Genomic DNA, 18,427 nt, shown 5'->3' on the forward strand with positions numbered 1-18,427 from the left:
TCAATCAACGCTTGTAAGACTACTTCATCTACTGCCATGGTTTCCACTCCTATCCTCTACTTATCCGCTAATTCAGTTAACGATGTGATTGGTGTTTGCACTGCCTCACGGGCACGTTTTACAGCGGCTTCATCCGGTGCATCATAGAAGCACAAGCATTTCGTCATATCTTCGCATACATATGTGCGAGAAAAATGTACTTCTGGTACTTCTTCATAATGCACTGAATTTTTCTTTTTACGCGCCAAATATTGATCCATTGTAATTTCTGCTGGTATTTCCCATTCAACTAAATAGTTCACGACTTCTTGATTTGTTTTAACCTCATCAAGCTCTTTTCCAACTAGACGAACTTCTTTGACTAAATCTATTTGAATGTTTTGCGCAGTTAGTGCGCTTGTCGCTTGCGCTTCTTTATTCGCTTCCAAGATAAAGTATGCACGGCTAAAATCCTTCGCCACTTGTACTTCAATTACCGTTACCTCTTGTGCTTGCCCTACACGCTCTACTAGTGCTGCAAATTGCTCTTTGTTTGATACTTCACTTACTGTTGATTCTACCAAAAATAAACTCATAGTAAATACCTCCGAATAGTTTGTTTTTTCTTTATGTGAGTTATTTTATTATACTTACTTAATAAAAACAACTGAATTTACTAAAAATTATAATTTGTGCTACACTACTGCTTGGAGGGAACACTATGAAAACACGTTATGATTTACCATGCAATATTGCACAAACTTTAAACATTATCGGTGATCGTTGGACATTGCTCATTTTACATGAGCTATTGATCGGTCAAACAAACTTTAATGACATTAAGTTAAATTTGCCAGGCCTTTCTGCAAATTTATTGTCCGCTCGTTTAAAATCTTTAGAAGAAGCAGGTCTTGTCGCTTCTACACTCTATTCAGCCCACCCACCACGCTACGCCTATTCTTTAACGGAATCAGGAAAGGCATTGGAATCCGTTTTTAACGCGATGATTTTATGGGGCAGTGAGCATTTGGATCCTTGCTATAAAGAAATTGTTGATGCCCAATCAGGTGAGCGAGTAGAAATTGGGTACTATTCCAAAACAACGGGAAAACGAATTGACACTATTCAAATACGTGCTATTCAAAACGGAGCTAACCAATGATTCATTGGACTAGCTCTTTTTCTACCCTTTACAGAGATCTAAGCACTTTGCCCACCCCAAATTTTCGCAACCCAACGTTCAAAATAACGAATCGATTTATCGAGTAGTAAGCCGAGTATACCAATCACAATAATCGCTGCCATTACTAAATCAAGACTAAGTGAATTTCGTGCATCCACTATTAAAAAACCTAGCCCGGATTGCGCTCCAACCATTTCCCCAGCAACTAAAAAAATCCACGCACTTCCTAATGCCATATGCAGACCATTTGCAATCATAGGAAATGCCGCCGGAAATACAATTTTTCGCAATAAATTAAAATGGGACATTTCGAAATTGGCTGCAATCCGTAAGTAAGTTGCATCAACTTTTTTCACTGCTGCCACCGTGGATAATAGCACCGGGAAAAATGCAGCAATAAAAATAATAACGATGGCGGGCATATTACCAATGCCGAACCATAGCACGATAAAAGGTGACCAAGCAATGGGTGAAACAGGGCGTAGTACTTGCACAATTGGATCAAGCACAGCCCAAATTCTCCCCAACCTTCCGACAACTAAGCCGATAATAACAGCCACCACAACAGCTAATAAATAGCCACTAAAAAAACGCAACAAACTAATTTGGATATGTTCGAATATTGACCCATCTTTGATGGTCACTAGAAGTGCATTCAAAACAGCCAATGGTGGAGGAAATAATGCGGCATCATGCCCCCCCATAATCGAGACGAGCTGCCAAACTGCTATCAATAATATAAATCCAAGTAAAATAGGTCCTATTTTTTTCATACGTATGCACCTACTATTCTTCCAATAATGTTGTATCAACAAATTCCTCATAGCTTGGTGGGTTTTCGGATAACCCCATCTCAATTAATGAATCTCTTAAAATGGCATACGCATCCGCTTCAATTTTCAAGTTATGATACGAAATCCAATTTAACGATAAATCTAAAACATCCTTGTCAACTTTAATATATTTAGCCACTACCTCATGTGCATGGTCTCCTCCCTCATTCATCAGCTCTCCAGCCTCGGCATAATCCTTGACGAATTGTTGGGCAATATCTTTATTTTCTTCGATAAATGCTTGGCGAAGTACTAATCCGCAATCGATTGAATTTGGCCATAATTCCTCCGATTGAAATAATACCTTGCCTTTTTCAAGCGCCACAGAAATCGCACCAAATGGCTCTGCTACTACATATCCTGCTATACGACCTTCTGCAAGCGCAGCTGGCATTTCTGCAGGCGGTAGTTCTACCACATTGACATCCTCATACTTTAATCCCGCTTGCTGTAACATGCGGTACAACAAAATATTATGTGTAGAGTATTTATTAGGAATTGCAAAACTTTGTCCTTTTAAATCCTCGACTTTTTTGATTGTTGGTGCTGTCACGATAACATTGCCATCTCGATGCCCTAAAGCAACTGCCTTTAAGTCAATCCCCTGTTCCTTGGCCTTCATTGCTAACTGAATCAGCACTGATGCGCCTTCAATTTTACCGGTATTTAAAGCATCCATTAGCTCTGGCCATGACCCAAATTTAACGAGCTCAATGGCATATCCTTTGTAGGTTTTATCTGTTTGCATATATAGCGGTGCTGCATGGGTAATTGGTAAATAGCCAATTTTCACAACTTTTTTATTGCTCTCTGCTTGCGATGCTGTACTTTTGTCATCCGTCCCACATGCCGCAAGCGTTAACATTAGCATGAACACGAATAGCAAGATGCCTAATTTCTTCTTCATTTTTTATCCTCCATTTTAAATGTTATATTCAATCGTATCTTGCGGGTGGGTAAACTGGAATTCATTGAAAATAATCTCACGGAAATACTGAAATTCTGAATCTGAACGATCTCGTGGTTTAGCACTTCGTATATACAGCTCACGATGAATGCGACCAGGATTTGGACTCATAATAAAAATGCGATCCGCCAAGTAAATGGCTTCGTCTATATCGTGGGTTACCAGTAAGATGGTTGTCTGCTCCTTTTTTTGGATGGCAAGAAGCTCGTCCTGTAAGTAATAGCGTGTAAAAGTATCGAGTGCAGCAAATGGTTCATCCATTAAAATAACCTCTGGGCGAATTGCGAGTGCACGTGCTATCGCGACCCGCTGTTGCATACCTCCTGATAATTCACTCGGTAAAGCCGTTAGTCGATTTTCTAAGCCGACAAGCTTCAAATAGTACTGTGCCCGTTGCTGTCGTTCAACTTTAGATAACGCTTCTCCTTCTAATGCGAGTTCCACATTTTTTTGTACCGAGCGCCAAGGGAGTAACCCGTAATTTTGCATAAGCATCATACAGCGTTTGCTCGCCTTTGTTACAACCTGACTTTCTAGCAATACTTGTCCCGTAGTTGGCTGTTCAAATCCACCTACTAAATTCAATAACGTACTCTTGCCACAACCACTTTTTCCTAAGATGGCTATAACCTCTCCCTTTTGTATATCCAATGAAATTTGATGGAGCACTGTCTGCTCAGCAAATGCTTTACTTACCTGTTGAATAGAAATTAACGGTGCTGTCATAATGCTATTGTCACCCCATTTTAATCTTTATAATTTTACTAGGTTTAATATGTTTTAAGTTATTTTATTATACTCAGTTTAAAATTTCAACCTAATTTCAAGAAAAATATTTGAATTCCGACAATTTGCCATCTCACTCTATCAGCTCAATAAAAAAACGAGGCTAAACAAAAGAAAAAAGTGTTAGATTGACTGCAATCTAACACTTTTTCGCTATGTTGTTGATGTCCGCTACGGGCGGTTTGTTGTGTTTGACGTCTTAGGAGTCGTCTCCCTCCGCTACCCTCAACTAGTTTTCACTTCTTATGGTTCTTTTTTGCAAATACAAGAATAACAAATTCTCCTCCATAGAAAAATTTACGAGCACCTTACCTCTGTTTCTTAAATTTTCTAGTTATGTCTTAGCCTCGTCATCATCATCCTATAGAAGATCGCTTCGATTCTATAACAAAAGGGAAACCTCTTTTAAAATATGTATTGAATCATGTCATGTATATTGCAATAAGGATTTTCACGATTTTCTGTATTGCGAAATGACATCATTTTTGAACAATTTTGAATTGCTACCTCATGTCGAAGTGCAATTGGAGCAATAATTGACTCGTCCGCCTTATGACGGAAATAATGTGTTACTCCAAGATGCTCTTCCATTTTGTTATTTAAAACCGCACGAGGATATTTTTCTGAAACATCCACTACTTCGAAATGCAACAATAACCATAATTCAAATGCTTCATTCGTATAAGCAATATGGATATCTTTTTCTTCACAGAATACATTGACTTCCTCTAACTGTTTCTCAGTTAAATCATCCTTATCGAAAACAACCCATACTTCATCAAAGTATTGATAGCTGGAATCACGAAAAGCATGTTGTGCTAACTTAATGGCAGAACGCTTAACGTTTTTTATCTTTACACTCACCATTTTAGAGCGTTTTAAAATACGTAATTGCTCAAAATAAATACGCTCCGTTTCTCCCTCACAATAAATTAAAATCGTTTTACGGACTGTCCGATTCCCCTGCTGGCGTACTCTCACTGCTCAGATACCTCCACTTCATGTAGATATTGAGTTGATAAGTATTCATTAATAACTGGTGTTGCTCCGAACTCACCCTTTAAATAGCGCTTCGCATATGAAATATCCGCTCGTTTTTTCTGCAAATCAGCAAAATCAAATAAGGAGTATAATTCAGATTCATTTTTAAAGCTTTTATTGACAAACCAGATTTGGTCCGTACGTAATGGTTCATCAAGTAAATTAATTTCATGGCTTGTTACAACAAATTGATTATTGGTATTGCGCTCACTGTTCATAATGGTCATTAAAAATTCACAAATGGATACATGAAAAGCTGTGTCAAATTCATCTATAAAAATCGTCTTCCCTTTATTGTATGCATCTACTATGACACATGCTAAATGCAGCAATCTAATAGTGCCTTTAGAATCCATTGTCCAATTGATTGACTCTGTGCCTATCGGCGCTCCAGCTTCATTAAACGATAAATAATGTAAATCGATATCCACCTCATGAATAATATCTTGTGTATCGCTATCATAGCCTATTGTATTTTTTTCTCTGCGTTCAACACGGCGTGCTGTCACATCTTGAATAGAAAAGTCAGCAATTTTCAATATTTTCATGACTTCTCTCTTAAAATCGTCCTCTTCCAGTTTGCGAATAAGCGGGTGGCTGGCTAAATGTTGTGCCTCATCTAAAAACAAAATTTTATGTAAAAACCAATCAAAAATTTTTTTAGCATCTGTGTTATTAAAGACATTTAACACTGATAAAAACGCGGTATTATTCCGTGTATAGTTAGTCAGTTCAACTGCTGTACTTTGTGCAGTTTCATACACGTATTCTGTACCGTCCCATTGTCTAACAAAAAGCTCCTCATTTATCGCTTTCGTAGTTTTTGTAAGTCGCTCATAAAGAACTTGCTCGGCGTTATATTGCACCTCATAATCATAAAGTGAGCCTTCTAGAAATAACGAAATCACGAATTCTGTCGGCTTATCATGTTGTCCCCCAAGCTTAAATGGCTGGTAAGGTAATCGCAGTTGCTTGACATTATTCAAATTTTCAAAGTTAAACAACAATGAGCGTAAAATTTTTAGCGTAGCAAATAAATTCGATTTGCCACTGCCATTCGATCCAAATATAAAGGCACTTTTCACAAGTCTTAATGAATCCATCGTCATCGTGTGTGTATCCTTTAATTTTCGAATTCGGCTCCCAGCCACCATTGAAAATAATGTCTCGTCTTTGTAACTTAAGCAATTTTTCACTCTAAAATCTACTAGCATACTCTAGCCCCCGTTCCCATTCCACCACATTTCTTTAAACAATAATTATACTATAGTCAGAATAAAAAGGCTGTTCCCAATTTTAAGCCAAGCACTGGAAAATATCAGAATTGTTTGTCTTTGTTTGAGTGACTGGCACGTAACAAAAAGCCTGTGCTCGAAATTTCGAACACAGACCCAATATAGTTATAGGATATACTTGTGTCATCCACTTTAGATTTCAACAATTTTTTCATTTTGTAGAGCTTGTATTGTCAGTTCGATGCCTTCTGCAAATGAATGTTTGGGCTTCCAACCAATCGCCTTCGTCAGTTTTTCATTATTTAAAAATGAATGTTCTATATCTCCTTCTCTTGCAGGAGCATACTGTATCTCTAATGGGTGATTTAGATGTTGTAGTAATAATATAACTTGATGGAGTGACCATGCTTCATTGGTAGAAACATTATAGATACCTTGCAGTCTAGCTTCTACTCCAGCATAAATAGCATCTGCTATATCATCAACATAGATGAAATCTCGCGTCTGTTCTCCATCCCCATAAATCGTAAAGGGCCTACCTTCTAAACTACTTTTTAACATACTAGGGATAACCGCAGCTTCTCCTTGCATACGCTGTCTAGGTCCAAAGACATTGGCAAAACGGTAAATTAATGTTGGTAAACGATAATCACGTTGCCACTTTTCACAATACGTTTCCCCAATACTTTTATTTAAGCCATACATTGAAATAGGCTCACTCACATCTGTTTCCTCTAGCGGAGGATAATGACTATTACCATACACCGCCGCAGAAGAGGCAAAGACAAAATGTTTCACCTTGTATTTTGACGAAAAGAAGAGCATCTGGCTAAGCCCTACAATGTTCGTTAAAATATCCTTCATTGGCTCCTGTATCGAAAGTTGAACACTCGTTTGCGCTGCACAGTGAATCACCACATCAAATGCAACTTCCTTAAAGAAGTGCTCGCAAACTTCATCCTCAACATTTAATAAGTACGATTTATGCTCAAAATCAATGTTTCGTAGATGTCCCGTACTTAAATTATCAATTATATAAATATTGGCGCCTTCCTCAAAAAATCGTCTTGCCACAGCACTGCCAATAAAACCATAGCCACCTGTCACTAATACATTCATCCCATCGCCCCCAAAAACAATATGATGTTTTATATGCATTAATTGCTAAAAATATGCAAGTAACATATTACTGGTTTATTTTAACAGACTATCAATAACAATACATATTCCTTCTACAGAGGTTGTTTGTCCTAATAGACAAACTGCTAGACTCATTCTACTTTTTCGTAAAAATACATAACAATAACCAACACCTGAAATAAAAAAATCCGCTCAGACTTCCAAGCATGCCATGAGCGCCAAACGAAAGCGTTTAGCTCCGTTACTCATCACTTGCCAATAAAAGTCGAGCAGATGTTTAGTTAAGAGATTTAGTTTAAGCTGGATTCACTTCAAGTTCAACTGAAATTTTAATATCCTTGCCTACAAGGACACCTCCTGTTTCCAAAGCAGCATTCCAAGTTAAACCGAAATCTTCACGGTTAATTGTTGTTTCTGCCTCGAAGCCATATACTTCCTGACCCCATGGATTTGTACCTTTACCGTTAAATTCAGTATCGAATGTGACTGATTTTGTTACATCCTTAATTGTTAAATCACCAGTTAACGCATACTCATCGGCAGATTTTTTGGTAATGCTTGTTGATTTAAACGTAATATTTGGATAGCTGTCTGTATCAAAGAAATCACCTGCTTTTAAGTGATTATCACGGTCTTCACTACGTGTGTTAATGCTTGCTGCATCAATTGTAATAGTAATGTTTGCTGTTGTTAAATCTGCAAGATCCGCTGCTTCGATATCAGCTGAATAACTATCGAATACGCCTTTTACTTTTGATACCATCATGTGTTTTACTTGAAAGTTAATTGCTGAGTGTCCTAAATCGATATTCCATTTTGCCATTTTAAATTCCTCCAATTGTTTGTTTTATATCTCGAATTCGAGATATATGTTAAAATATGAAGTAACTACTTTAATTATGTTACCCAAAAATTAATGAGCTAAACATATGTAGTTACTTCGAGTACTTCTTAGCTTATTTTACATTACGAAAAGTAATCAATTACTTTATGTAACTTACTATATATTAATAATCAATTTACGTCAAGTAATTTATTTTCATTATTTTCGACATCGTTCTTGTTTTAAAATTTGTCGAAGTAGCGAACTTCTTGCTGAAGCAAGTTATCGTTTTACTAATTTCCCTTGTACAACAAATCGATGGTCATCACTCATGACAGAATCTTTACATGTAGATAGCGTCACAATTTTATCATTTGGTCCAATAGCTACATTCAAATCAATTTCAGAACGCTTTTGCACTTCTTCAATAAATTGAATAAAATCCTTATCTGACTTAAATTCGGTTTCAATATAATAAAAATCAATAGTTGTTTCATAAGCTGCAAATACTTCCACATCATAACCTTCATATAAGGTATCCAGATAAATTGTACGATGTGCTTCAGCATAATCTTGTTTCAAGTAATTTTTCAAACTACCAAACATCGTTCCATCTTTCATGGCATGACCATACAAAATCGTATTGCGATTAATATCGAGTGCATCATTACGATAGTCCATAAAGATGCTACCTGCACGACTTTCACGGTTTTTAAAATTATGGGTTAGATAAAAATCATTATCCTCTGCTTGTAAAATTGGATTGTTGAGCTTTGTATCATCTATAGCAATCCAGCCTACAATGCGCTCATTTACAGCTAATAAATCGTGAAATTGAGGTCTTATCGTATAGTTTGATTTTATTTCCTCAGTCGTTTTTGCTTCGTCATTAACTTCTTCCTGGATAGTTGCCAATGTTTCGGCATATATCGTTTGTACTTCCTTTAAAGACTTTGCAGACTCATAATAGGTATAGAGATACTTTACAAGAGCAAAACCAGAATATAAAAATATTGCAATATATATAACTGTTAATAGCCTAGATGTCCATTTTTTCATCGTTCCACCAACTTAAATACCTACTGGTACCATATAAAGGCCAAGCTGTTCATCCTCATTGAAGATTGCTTCAACACCATATACTTCTTTTATGACTTCCTTTGTAATGACATCACGTGGAGCTCCCTCTGCCATAATATGTCCATCCTTCATCAAAATAATGTGATCACTATAACGAATCGCTTGATTAATATCATGAAGCACCATAACAATTGTTAGACCATAATTCTTATTTAAAGCTTTTACCAGTTCCAATAGCTCCATTTGATAATAAATATCTAAATACGTCGTCGGCTCATCCAAGCACAATATTTCAGATTGTTGTGCTAATGCCATTGCAATCCATACGCGCTGTCTTTCCCCGCCCGATAAAGCCACTAAATCATTGTCTCGTTTTTCTAGTAAATTCGTACAAGACAAAGCCCAATCAATCGCTTTCTTATCATCCTCATCATTGCGTTTTAACATTGTATGATGTGGCAGACGCCCAAAACTCACTAACTTTTCAATCGTTAAATCTTTCGGTACATCATTTTGTTGATAAACAATCGCAAGCTTTTTAGCAAACTCTTTAGGCTTATACTGGACTAAATCCTTATTTTCCAAAGAAACATTCCCTGATTTCGGCATATTATTGCGAGACATTACACTAAGTAAAGTCGACTTCCCACAGCCATTTGGACCAATAATCGTCGTAATTTTACCTTTTTGAATCTGCGTTGAGACACCATCTAAATGATTGCGTGTATTATCATGGGAAACGATAATATCTTGTATTTCCATATTTCTTCACTCTTTTCGTAATAGGAATATTAAGAATGGCCCACCGATAATTGCCATAATGGTTGAAGCAGGAATTTCAATGGGCGCCACTATCGTTCGACCAATTGTATCAGCTACTAAAATTAATAAGGCCCCTGCTAGTGCGGTAAATGGTATAAGTACTCGATGATCATGACCAACCAAACGTCGTGCAATATGTGGAACTAATAAACCAACAAATGAAATAACACCTGCTACAACAACTGACACGGCTGATAACAATACAGCAACAGCGGCAATTATTAAACGGGCACGTGCTACGTTAAAGCCTAGACTTTTTGCCGTTTTATCTTGTAAAACAAGTAGATTACACCAGCTATATAACGCAAATGCTGCAACTAAACCTATTGCTCCATATGTCGCAATGGTCGACACATCCTTCCATGTGCGCATCGTTAAATTTGACCCAACCACACTAGTAGCAGATGTATTGAGTGAGCCCCCAAGGCTTAAAAATGCTTCTGTCAGACCAGTAAACATCGCATTAATAGCAATCCCTACTAATATCAATTTTAGTGGACTGAAACCCGATTTCCATGACAAGGCAAACACTAGTGCACAAGCAAATGCCCCACCTATAAACGCTAATACTGGTGTCATAAAAAATAACGCTGGGAAAAACGAGATAATAAATAATTGAACAAAAGCTGCCCCTGAAGAAATACCAATAACGCCCGCGTCTGCTAGCGGATTACGCATAACAGATTGCAGTAGTACCCCCGAAACTGAAAGCGCAGCCCCAGCAAATAAAGCAACAAAAATACGAGGAAAGCGTAAATCACGAATCGCCTCCATCTGGCTATTCCCTTCTTCAAACAATGCCCCTATAAATTCAAAAAAGCCCATTTTAATACTACCCGTCGTTGCTGAATAAATCATTGACACTAGCAACAACGCTATTACAATTGAAAAGCTTATTATTTTTTTCGTCATATCGGACTTCCTTTATTCCGCTAGTATTTGTGTATCTATTGTGCGATGAAAGATTTGTAAGCTGTTATCATAAAACGATAAGGCTACTAGAAATATAAGAAAAGCGCCCTACGGCAAGATACTTGCTATACGAGCGACAATTTCAAATACATATTAACGATAGAAAATTTCCATTAGCTGTCCTAACGCTTGCGGTACTTGTAAGGAAGCTGTAGTGCCAAATAACTCTTCTTCTAAATCATATACTTTGCCATTTTTTACTGCTTCAAAATGCTTCCAAATATCATTTGTTTTAAATTCCTCGTCAAACATTTTAACTACTTCATCAGGCATACCGTGTGAAAGGCGTAAAATAATATCAGGATTGCTATTGTGCAAGTACTCCGTATTGGACGCTAAGTACTCTGCCTCTTGCCCTTCCATGACATTTATTCCACCAGCCCGTTTAACTAGGTCACCTGCATAAGAATTTTCAGTAGCCACTAAGTAACTCCCTGGAATACCAAGTAAAATTAAAACACGAGGTCCTTCCTTATTAGTAGCGACCGTTTGGACGGCATCAATATTTTTTTGTAGACCCGACACTAATTGTTCAGCTTGAGTAGTACGGTCATAACGTTCACCTAGCGTTTTAATTTCCGCCATCATTGCATCCACACTTTGGAAATTTAAAAAATGTACAGGTATTTTCAGTTGCTTGAATTTATCTTGTAAATCATATTCTAATGTTGACACTGATAATACATCCGTAGGGTTCAATGATTTTACAATTTCCATATCAGGCTCCATTGCATTGCCAATAGTAGGCAGGCCTTTAAAGCGTTCTGCTAATTTTTTTTCAGTCGTCGGTACAGCAATTGCATCCAACTCTAGCTTATCTAAAATTTCAGCTATTACAACTGTGCCAGCAATAATACGATTTTCACTTTTTGCAGTTGTGTCCGTTGAAACTTCAACCTTTTCAGTGGAGTCTTCATTTGCTTGATCGCTTCCACCGCTACAACCAGCGATTAAAAATACGGTCATCAGTGCTAGTAATGCCAACCAGTTCTTTTTTATGTTGCACATATCGTCATCTCCTACTTATCTCAGTCTTTTTTTGAATTTCTTAAACGACGAACGACTAACCAGCCTGATAAAATACAAATAAGCACAAGCAATACAATTTTTACTTTATCTAGCTGTGCGAGTTGCTGATTTACTGTCATTTTGTTATTTGTCTGTTCAGTTTTTGCTTTCTGTTCCTCTTGCATTTCAGCAGGTTCTTCAACTGCTTCCTCCGCATTTGCATCAAGTGTTCGATCAAAAGCTAACTGTTCTTCCACCATTGTTGTATCAGTATGCTGTAATGGAGGAAGGGGGAGCGAATTGGGCTTAATTGTAGGCTCAACTGTATTTTTCTTTAAAGGTTGCTCTATTTTTTCAGTAGCGATAGCAGGAGACTTCCTCATCACGTTTTGCTTAGGAGGCACTGCTTCTATAGGCTTCCCAACAATTTGAGCCACTTGTTGTTCATTAAATTGTAAATCCACAAAATATTGATGATGATACGCTATCTCTGGAATATCTACTTGTACCCACATCCGAAGTGGGCGTTGGAAATCAACGACTGCAAATTCGACAATTCGCACATTGTCATTTATAGAGACAAGTGTTGGTGCTACTTGCTCACCTAGTTGTTCAACGGTTAGACTCGTTACCCAAGATGATTTTAAAATCGTCATCTGAGCAAAATAGCTGCCGTTTTTTTCTATTATTTTAGCCACTGGATTGACATACGTATTCATAATCGATGGTTCTTTTTTTCCATCGACATACAATATGTAGTCGATTGACCATTCTTTTTCAGGCACACTTTCTGCGATTTCAGTATTCTGTTCAATCTCTTCACTTGGCGCTTTCACTCTTATCTGAAACTCTTGTGCAAACGGACGACTTTCCTGTTCTAATTCAGAAGCCACTAAACCCTTTATTCGAATTGGTTCTTTTAAGTCTTTCACATCAAACTGAACTAAATTTTCAGTCCACGTTAAAATAGTAGAAAGCGATTTTTCAGGCTGTTCAATATGTATATCTTGTAAAGTATATGGATGATTGATTGTCAAAGACAATGTATATTGACCATTATTCATGTCCAGTGTCGCTTCTTCATTAAAAAATCGGTTTTGTTCTATTCCATCGTGAGTTGAAAAACTTAGTTCAACTTGATAGCTTCCATTTCCTAGTGAACTATCTTCTTCAGCTTGCACATACAGCCATTTAAAATGAGGGGCAAATAAGAAAAACATTGCACTAAGTGCTAGTAATACGATGACTTTTCTTTTGCATGTTTTCATGAAAATTCCCCCTATTTCTCTAAAAGCAACAGTAACTTCCTTCCTCATTTATGTGAGAAAGGAAGTTGCTATTGTTAAACCTTATTATTCTTCAAATTCGTAGAAGAATTCTAAAGAGTTATTTAAAATTTTTGCCATTTGACCACGTGTTAATGGTTTGTTTGCATTGATGTATGTTTTACCATCTTTCGCAACAGATCCAGTCATAATGCCTTCTTTGTAAAGTAATGAGAATGCTTCTTTCGCTTCATCATTAGCAATTGACGCTTGGTCTGCATATGGTAATGAAATTTCAACATTTAAGTCGCCTTCCGTTACTGCTTGGATAGCACGGTAAATCATTAGCGCACCTTGTTGACGAGTTAAAATGCCATTTGGATTGAATTTATCACGAGATTCAACAATACCATATTCAGCTAGCGCGTTAATCGCTTGTTCCGCTTCAATTCCTTTAATATCTTGGAAGCCCGCAACTTCAGTAGCTTCTAATTCTAAAGTACGTGCAATCATTAATGCAAATTGTGCACGTGTTAAATTGTTATTTGGATTGAATTTATCTTGTGGCATGATAATCTCATAAGCTAGTAAGTTAAGGATGGCTTCTTTATTTTCGTTATCATCGATATCTTTAAATGGATTTTCAATTGTTGTTTCTTCAGTATCTGTAACTGGTTTACTTAAATCTACATCAAAGCTAAATTGTACAGTATGAACAGAATCATATTTTACGCCTGCTTTAGGCTCATCTACGATAATATGAATTTCAGCGTTTGTAAGTGCTTTTAAATCTTTTACTTCGAAAGTATAAATACGTTCATTTGTTTCTTTATCTTCCTCTGCTAATACAGCGTCCTTACCATCTACTTTAAATGATTGAACATACTGACCTTTAGGGAAATGCATGCCGACTACATATGTGCCATCTGCATCACCAACTGCTACAGTTGGACTAATATAGTCTTTCATAATAGATTCTTCTTTAGTGCCATTTTTATAAACTGTTACAGTACCTTCATAAACATTTACGTCTTCAGTTTCATCTGTAACTGTTGTTGTTTCTTCTTTTACAGGTTGCTCTTCTTTTACTTCATCAACTGGCTTTACTTCTTCTGCTGTTACTGGTTGGAAGTCGAATTCATACCATTTATCCATGTTAGCTGGAGCTGGAACAACTACGTGTACTTTTGCCGCAGTTTTTACTTTTGGATCTACTGGGAATGACACGATGCTTGAACCATCTTGTTGCTTTTCAAATGTTGCATCGACATATTTATCGCCTTGTTTTACTTGGAAACCAGTGATTGTTGGAGCGAATTGAGCTGGAACAGTTAGTTTCACTGTGTATGTACCATCTTTTTCGATAAGTAAGCCTGTACCTGTAAAGTATTTATCCATGTATCCCGCTTCATCTGTACCTGGTTTAAATGTTTGGAATTTTACAGCTGTACCTTCAGCTGTTCCTGCTTTTTCTTCCACTTTCACATCTGTAGTAACTGTTGTTGTTGTGTCCGCTACCTTTGCTGATGCAAATGATGGTACTGAAAGTGATGCTGCTAATAATGAGGCAAGTACGATTTTTGTTGCGCGAGATTGACGTTTTTTAGTCATTAATGACCCTCCATTTTTGTTTTGTTTTTTGTTCTATAAAGTAAAAATGCTGATCCTGCAAATGCAACAAGTAACAAATAGGGCGTCGCATCGCTTGTTTGTGGATTAGGCACTTGACTTCCAGATGTTGTTGGCGTTGTCGTATCATTTGGTGCTGCTGTAGCTGCTGAACTTCCAGTTGCTGGTGCATCAAATACTAAGGAAACGCTATATTCATGGTGATAATTAATATCATCGATATCAATTTTCATAGATGTTACAACTGGCTTTGATAAATCTTTCACTGTGAATTGTACAACACGTGTATCAGCTGCCTTATCTTCGCTAACAACCGAAGCTCCTCCTGGTGGTTGAAATTTCGTAATCCAAGCACTATTTTTTAATGTAAGTTGTACAGTAGCTGTGCCACCTTTTACTGTCACCGTTGCAGGCTTTACGAAATAATCGTTTGCTATTGATGCAGAGCTACTATCTGGTTTATTGACCTGATATTTTACAGAATAAGTACCATCAGCAAGTTGAGCAGATGCATGTGGTAATGCTAAATTAAAAATAACCATACTGACTAGCATGACCAACATCACTATTTTCTTCATGTGTTGCACGCCTCCTCTAATTATTATGGAAAATTTTTATCCATTTTCCATTAATCATTATAATTGATACGAATAATATTCTCAATATTTCCATGAAAGCAATATTATGAAAATGTAAACGAAAATTATTCTCAATTACACCTCTAACCAAAGGATAATCTTTGCTACCAATGTATGTCAACTAGCAATCTAAAAACGTCTTTAATATGTCAAAATTCCCTAAAAAAAAGAATATTACTGCATCAAACAGTAATATCCTATTATTTTTATTATTTGGCAAAAACTTCAAAAACTCCAATAACAATTAACAACCATCCTGATATAGCGGTAGAGTATTTCCCTATAAATGTTTTACTTAGCAGGACACCAAAATGACTTCCTAAACCCACTGTGATAAAAGAAAATGTGCCTATCGAGATGACCGTCCAAATTGCGGATATACCATTTGCACCGATAGCAATTCCGCCTGCTAAACAGTTTGCCGATAACACGAACCCAAGTGTCATTGCCTCTCTCATAGAAATAATATGATTTTTATCTTCGTCAAATATTTCAGGATTTTTAGCAATGCTATGCTTGGAAAAACGATTAGAGAAAAGTGTAAATATCCCAATCACACATAGCAGAAGGCTCCCTAAAAGATTGGCTGTATGTGGCGAAATATACTCTATTACTGTACTACCAGCCGTTACTGCCACAAAAGTGACAATCATTGACAGTACAGCAATTATTGCATTCGATAAGATGGGAATCTTCACTCGCTTAACACCATAGGCCAAACCAATCCCCAAATTATCTAGATTGGCTGCTATACCAATAAAAATAATGGTGATCCAATGCATGATTTCCCTCCTTTTAAACGATTCTCCATTTTCTCATCATATGAGAAGGAAAATTTTATGTTCAATTGGGCGTTTACCGGAAAATGCAATGGAATTAATGAAGTGCGGGGATTTATCCGCGATTGGCACGGCTTTACCCGCGATATAACATGGCTTACCCGCGATTTGAGCGAAGTTACCCGCGATAATAAAACAAAAGTGCGATACAATCACTTGAAGCCCATAAAACCATTGTAAACAATGAGGGATTATCAGGAACATGACTGATTGTTGTAAATTCATATTATCCCGACAATCCCCTAAGTAAAAAATTTAACTTTTCCTACGACATTATTGCCTAGCGGGAATAAACCCCTCTGCCTCAGCTTCTTCTTCAGTACAGAACATTTCTTCTGCTACTGTATTGTCATAATCACGTTGTCCAGGCATGTGATAAATTTTGTTACCTTTTGAATTAATATTTCCTTTAATAGTACAATTCTTTTTACTGCTAGTATTATTCGACTCATCTTTACTTGCTTTAGATGGATTTTCTTCTTTCACAGCATTAGTATAGGCCTCTTTATCGTAACCACGATTTGTTACGTAGTCTTCAACTGACCAAATACCAATGGCAGATTGTTGCGCAGTTTTTTGAATGGACTTAAACCAATCTACATGTTTCGTATTTGGCTCATAAATGTAGGCCACGCGTGCTAACCCATTTTTCAATAGTTGCTCTTGTACACTAATACCATCTTTCGTATAAACATAAGCTAATAACCTTTTATATTTATCCCGATAGGAAACGTCGAATTCTAAATAAACGGTATCTTGTCCAGCTAGTAACTGTTTTGTAAATTCTTTCGCTTCTGGCCCAAAAGGTTGCACCCCTAACGTTTTGTGATTCGTTTCAGGCGTATCTACAAGAAGAAAACGTATTTTTTCGGAACTGCCGTTATATTTTATTCTGATTGTGTCCCCGTCAATTATTTCCTGTAGTTCAAATTCTTCAAATTTACTCACATCATGCTTTTCAGCAGATTCCTTTGTTGAAGCTACAATCCCTTGTATATCTTCAGTTTTACCATTGCCGGTGCTAGCCTCTTCTGTACATCCACTAATCAGCAATGTTGAAAACAATAAAGCTAAAAATAATTTTTTCAAATTCATATCCTACTTCCTTAAAGTTAAATCTAGAAAATATCCATTACTAATTTAGAATCGTCCGGACAAAAATAAAAAATGATACATAATAATGATCACCTTTTTAATTCCTGACGCATATCGCCAAAATCAAAAATCTCCAGCTATATTATAAACTGAAGACCTGATAATTTATCTAAATATTAAATACAATACAACGGCAAAAATAATTGTTCCGCTAGTGATTAACGTTTTAATATCTTTATCACTCATTTTCAGTACCTCTTTTCTTACTTCATACAATACTTTATTTAATTCTATTATCAATAAAGTCGACTAATATCACAATGGATTTGATTAGTTTTCTTCTGAAATTTTTAAGTATGCTAAAAATATTTCCTATTATACAAAAAAAATTCAGAACGCCAGTTACAAAATAAAGAGTCGACAAACTTGAAAAATACGAGTTTGTCGACTCCCTTAATCCCTCAATTGAAGGCATTTATGATATTACACTATTAAATTTCATTATGTGGTTTTGGCTTTGGACCGAGCTCTTCTGGCTCAATATCAGCAAATGTTTCGCCTTCTTCTTCTAAATCACGCATGCGGTGAGCAATACGTGATGCTGCCGAAGCTGCAATGCTGGCAACTAAATCATCTAAAAATGTATTAACATGATGTCCAGGCTCTGTGTCAAGTTTTTTAATAATACCGATTTTTTGTTTATCTAAATGTCCAAATGTTGTTACAGCTATACTTCCATATGTAAACACAGACCCCAATGCAATCGTTTCATCTACTCCGAATAAGCCTTCATCGGATTCGATAATTTGTTGTAGAGGTGAAGATAATAGCCCTTTTTCAGCTAATTCATCCAACTCTATTCCAACTAATACTGCATGTTGGACTTCTCGTTTACGTAATACACGTTCAACCGAATGAATACAATGCTCTAATGTTAAGCCTACATTGTAGGATTTTTGCATTTCATAAACAATCTCAGCAATGTCTTCTAACTCTACACCACGGCGAATTAGTGCAGCTTGGGCTGCTTTCGCCACTTCTTCTGACTGTACGCGAATACTTTTATCATGCATAACTAACCCTCATTTCAGT

General features: G+C 36.7%; 20 protein-coding genes and 1 pseudogene. 2 read left to right on the forward strand and 19 right to left on the reverse strand.

Annotated elements, in window-relative coordinates:
• Positions 1–56: 56 nt before the first annotated feature.
• Positions 57–575, reverse strand: a complete 519-nt coding sequence (locus LS41612_RS19110; RefSeq protein WP_024362569.1) for a DUF4242 domain-containing protein — start codon at positions 573–575, stop codon at positions 57–59.
• Positions 576–700: 125 nt separating this feature from the next.
• On the opposite strand from LS41612_RS19110, the gene LS41612_RS19115 reads away from it, so the two are divergent.
• Complete coding sequence (locus LS41612_RS19115) at positions 701–1,141, forward strand: winged helix-turn-helix transcriptional regulator (protein WP_024362568.1); 441 nt, start codon at positions 701–703, stop codon at positions 1,139–1,141.
• A gap of 38 nt (positions 1,142–1,179) precedes the next feature.
• On the opposite strand, the gene LS41612_RS19120 is transcribed toward LS41612_RS19115, so the two are convergent.
• The 16 genes and pseudogenes from LS41612_RS19120 to LS41612_RS23800 form a co-directional block, all read right to left on the reverse strand.
• Positions 1,180–1,935 carry an ABC transporter permease gene (locus LS41612_RS19120; protein WP_029747220.1) on the reverse strand — a complete coding sequence of 252 codons (756 nt, stop codon included), beginning with the start codon at positions 1,933–1,935 and terminating at the stop codon, positions 1,180–1,182.
• A gap of 13 nt (positions 1,936–1,948) precedes the next feature.
• Positions 1,949–2,902 (reverse strand): ABC transporter substrate-binding protein, encoded by a 954-nt coding sequence (locus LS41612_RS19125; RefSeq protein WP_024362566.1) that lies wholly within the window; start codon positions 2,900–2,902, stop codon positions 1,949–1,951.
• A 15-nt stretch (positions 2,903–2,917) separates the two neighbouring features.
• The gene (locus LS41612_RS19130) at positions 2,918–3,688 is read right to left on the reverse strand and encodes an ABC transporter ATP-binding protein (protein ID WP_024362565.1); all 771 of its coding nucleotides are present in this window, start codon (positions 3,686–3,688) and stop codon (positions 2,918–2,920) included.
• 465 nt (positions 3,689–4,153) lie between these two features.
• Complete coding sequence (locus tag LS41612_RS19135) at positions 4,154–4,729, reverse strand: RloB family protein (protein ID WP_024362564.1); 576 nt, start codon at positions 4,727–4,729, stop codon at positions 4,154–4,156.
• Positions 4,726–6,003, reverse strand: a complete 1,278-nt coding sequence (locus LS41612_RS19140; protein WP_024362563.1) for an AAA family ATPase — start codon at positions 6,001–6,003, stop codon at positions 4,726–4,728. The genes LS41612_RS19135 and LS41612_RS19140 overlap by 4 nt, the downstream gene beginning before the upstream one ends.
• 213 nt (positions 6,004–6,216) lie before the next feature.
• The gene (locus LS41612_RS19145; protein WP_024362562.1) at positions 6,217–7,143 is read right to left on the reverse strand and encodes an NAD-dependent epimerase/dehydratase family protein; all 927 of its coding nucleotides are present in this window, start codon (positions 7,141–7,143) and stop codon (positions 6,217–6,219) included.
• A gap of 316 nt (positions 7,144–7,459) precedes the next feature.
• On the reverse strand, positions 7,460–7,987 hold the full coding sequence (locus tag LS41612_RS19150; RefSeq protein ID WP_024362561.1) for a YceI family protein: 528 nt from the start codon (positions 7,985–7,987) through the stop codon (positions 7,460–7,462).
• A 282-nt stretch (positions 7,988–8,269) separates the two neighbouring features.
• Positions 8,270–9,046, reverse strand: a complete 777-nt coding sequence (gene srtB, locus LS41612_RS19155) for a class B sortase (RefSeq protein WP_024362560.1) — start codon at positions 9,044–9,046, stop codon at positions 8,270–8,272.
• A 12-nt stretch (positions 9,047–9,058) separates the two neighbouring features.
• Positions 9,059–9,829, reverse strand: a complete 771-nt coding sequence (locus tag LS41612_RS19160; RefSeq protein ID WP_024362559.1) for an ABC transporter ATP-binding protein — start codon at positions 9,827–9,829, stop codon at positions 9,059–9,061.
• A gap of 6 nt (positions 9,830–9,835) precedes the next feature.
• Complete coding sequence (locus LS41612_RS19165) at positions 9,836–10,801, reverse strand: FecCD family ABC transporter permease (protein ID WP_024362558.1); 966 nt, start codon at positions 10,799–10,801, stop codon at positions 9,836–9,838.
• A gap of 153 nt (positions 10,802–10,954) precedes the next feature.
• Positions 10,955–11,860: a heme ABC transporter substrate-binding protein IsdE gene (gene isdE, locus LS41612_RS19170; protein WP_370510655.1), complete on the reverse strand. Its 906-nt coding sequence runs from the start codon at positions 11,858–11,860 to the stop codon at positions 10,955–10,957.
• Between the two features lie 29 nt (positions 11,861–11,889).
• Positions 11,890–13,137 carry an NEAT domain-containing protein gene (locus tag LS41612_RS19175; RefSeq protein ID WP_051147733.1) on the reverse strand — a complete coding sequence of 416 codons (1,248 nt, stop codon included), beginning with the start codon at positions 13,135–13,137 and terminating at the stop codon, positions 11,890–11,892.
• 84 nt (positions 13,138–13,221) lie between these two features.
• A complete protein-coding gene (locus LS41612_RS19180) occupies positions 13,222–14,745 on the reverse strand; it encodes an NEAT domain-containing protein (protein WP_024362555.1) in 1,524 nt (507 codons plus the stop codon).
• Positions 14,745–15,341, reverse strand: a complete 597-nt coding sequence (isdC, locus tag LS41612_RS19185; RefSeq protein ID WP_024362554.1) for a heme uptake protein IsdC — start codon at positions 15,339–15,341, stop codon at positions 14,745–14,747. Before isdC ends, LS41612_RS19180 begins: the two co-directional genes overlap by 1 nt.
• 269 nt (positions 15,342–15,610) lie before the next feature.
• Complete coding sequence (locus LS41612_RS23795) at positions 15,611–15,958, reverse strand: manganese efflux pump (protein ID WP_304364566.1); 348 nt, start codon at positions 15,956–15,958, stop codon at positions 15,611–15,613.
• Positions 15,956–16,189, reverse strand: a pseudogene (locus tag LS41612_RS23800) (manganese efflux pump); the annotation flags it as partial. The pseudogene LS41612_RS23800 and the gene LS41612_RS23795, both read right to left, overlap by 3 nt.
• A 51-nt stretch (positions 16,190–16,240) precedes the next feature.
• Here LS41612_RS23800 and LS41612_RS23210 point away from each other — a divergent pair.
• A complete protein-coding gene (locus LS41612_RS23210) occupies positions 16,241–16,420 on the forward strand; it encodes a hypothetical protein (RefSeq protein WP_137034883.1) in 180 nt (59 codons plus the stop codon).
• Positions 16,421–16,513: 93 nt separating this feature from the next.
• On the opposite strand, the gene LS41612_RS19200 is transcribed toward LS41612_RS23210, so the two are convergent.
• Together LS41612_RS19200 and LS41612_RS19205 are read right to left on the reverse strand one after the other, a co-directional pair.
• A complete protein-coding gene (locus tag LS41612_RS19200; protein ID WP_036205114.1) occupies positions 16,514–17,335 on the reverse strand; it encodes a thermonuclease family protein in 822 nt (273 codons plus the stop codon).
• Positions 17,336–17,826: 491 nt separating this feature from the next.
• Positions 17,827–18,408, reverse strand: a complete 582-nt coding sequence (locus LS41612_RS19205) for a phosphatidylglycerophosphatase A family protein (protein ID WP_024362550.1) — start codon at positions 18,406–18,408, stop codon at positions 17,827–17,829.
• Between the last annotated feature and the right edge of the window lie 19 nt (positions 18,409–18,427).

The sequence above is a fragment of the Lysinibacillus sphaericus genome (assembly GCF_002982115.1).
GTDB lineage: Bacteria > Bacillota > Bacilli > Bacillales_A > Planococcaceae > Lysinibacillus > Lysinibacillus sphaericus.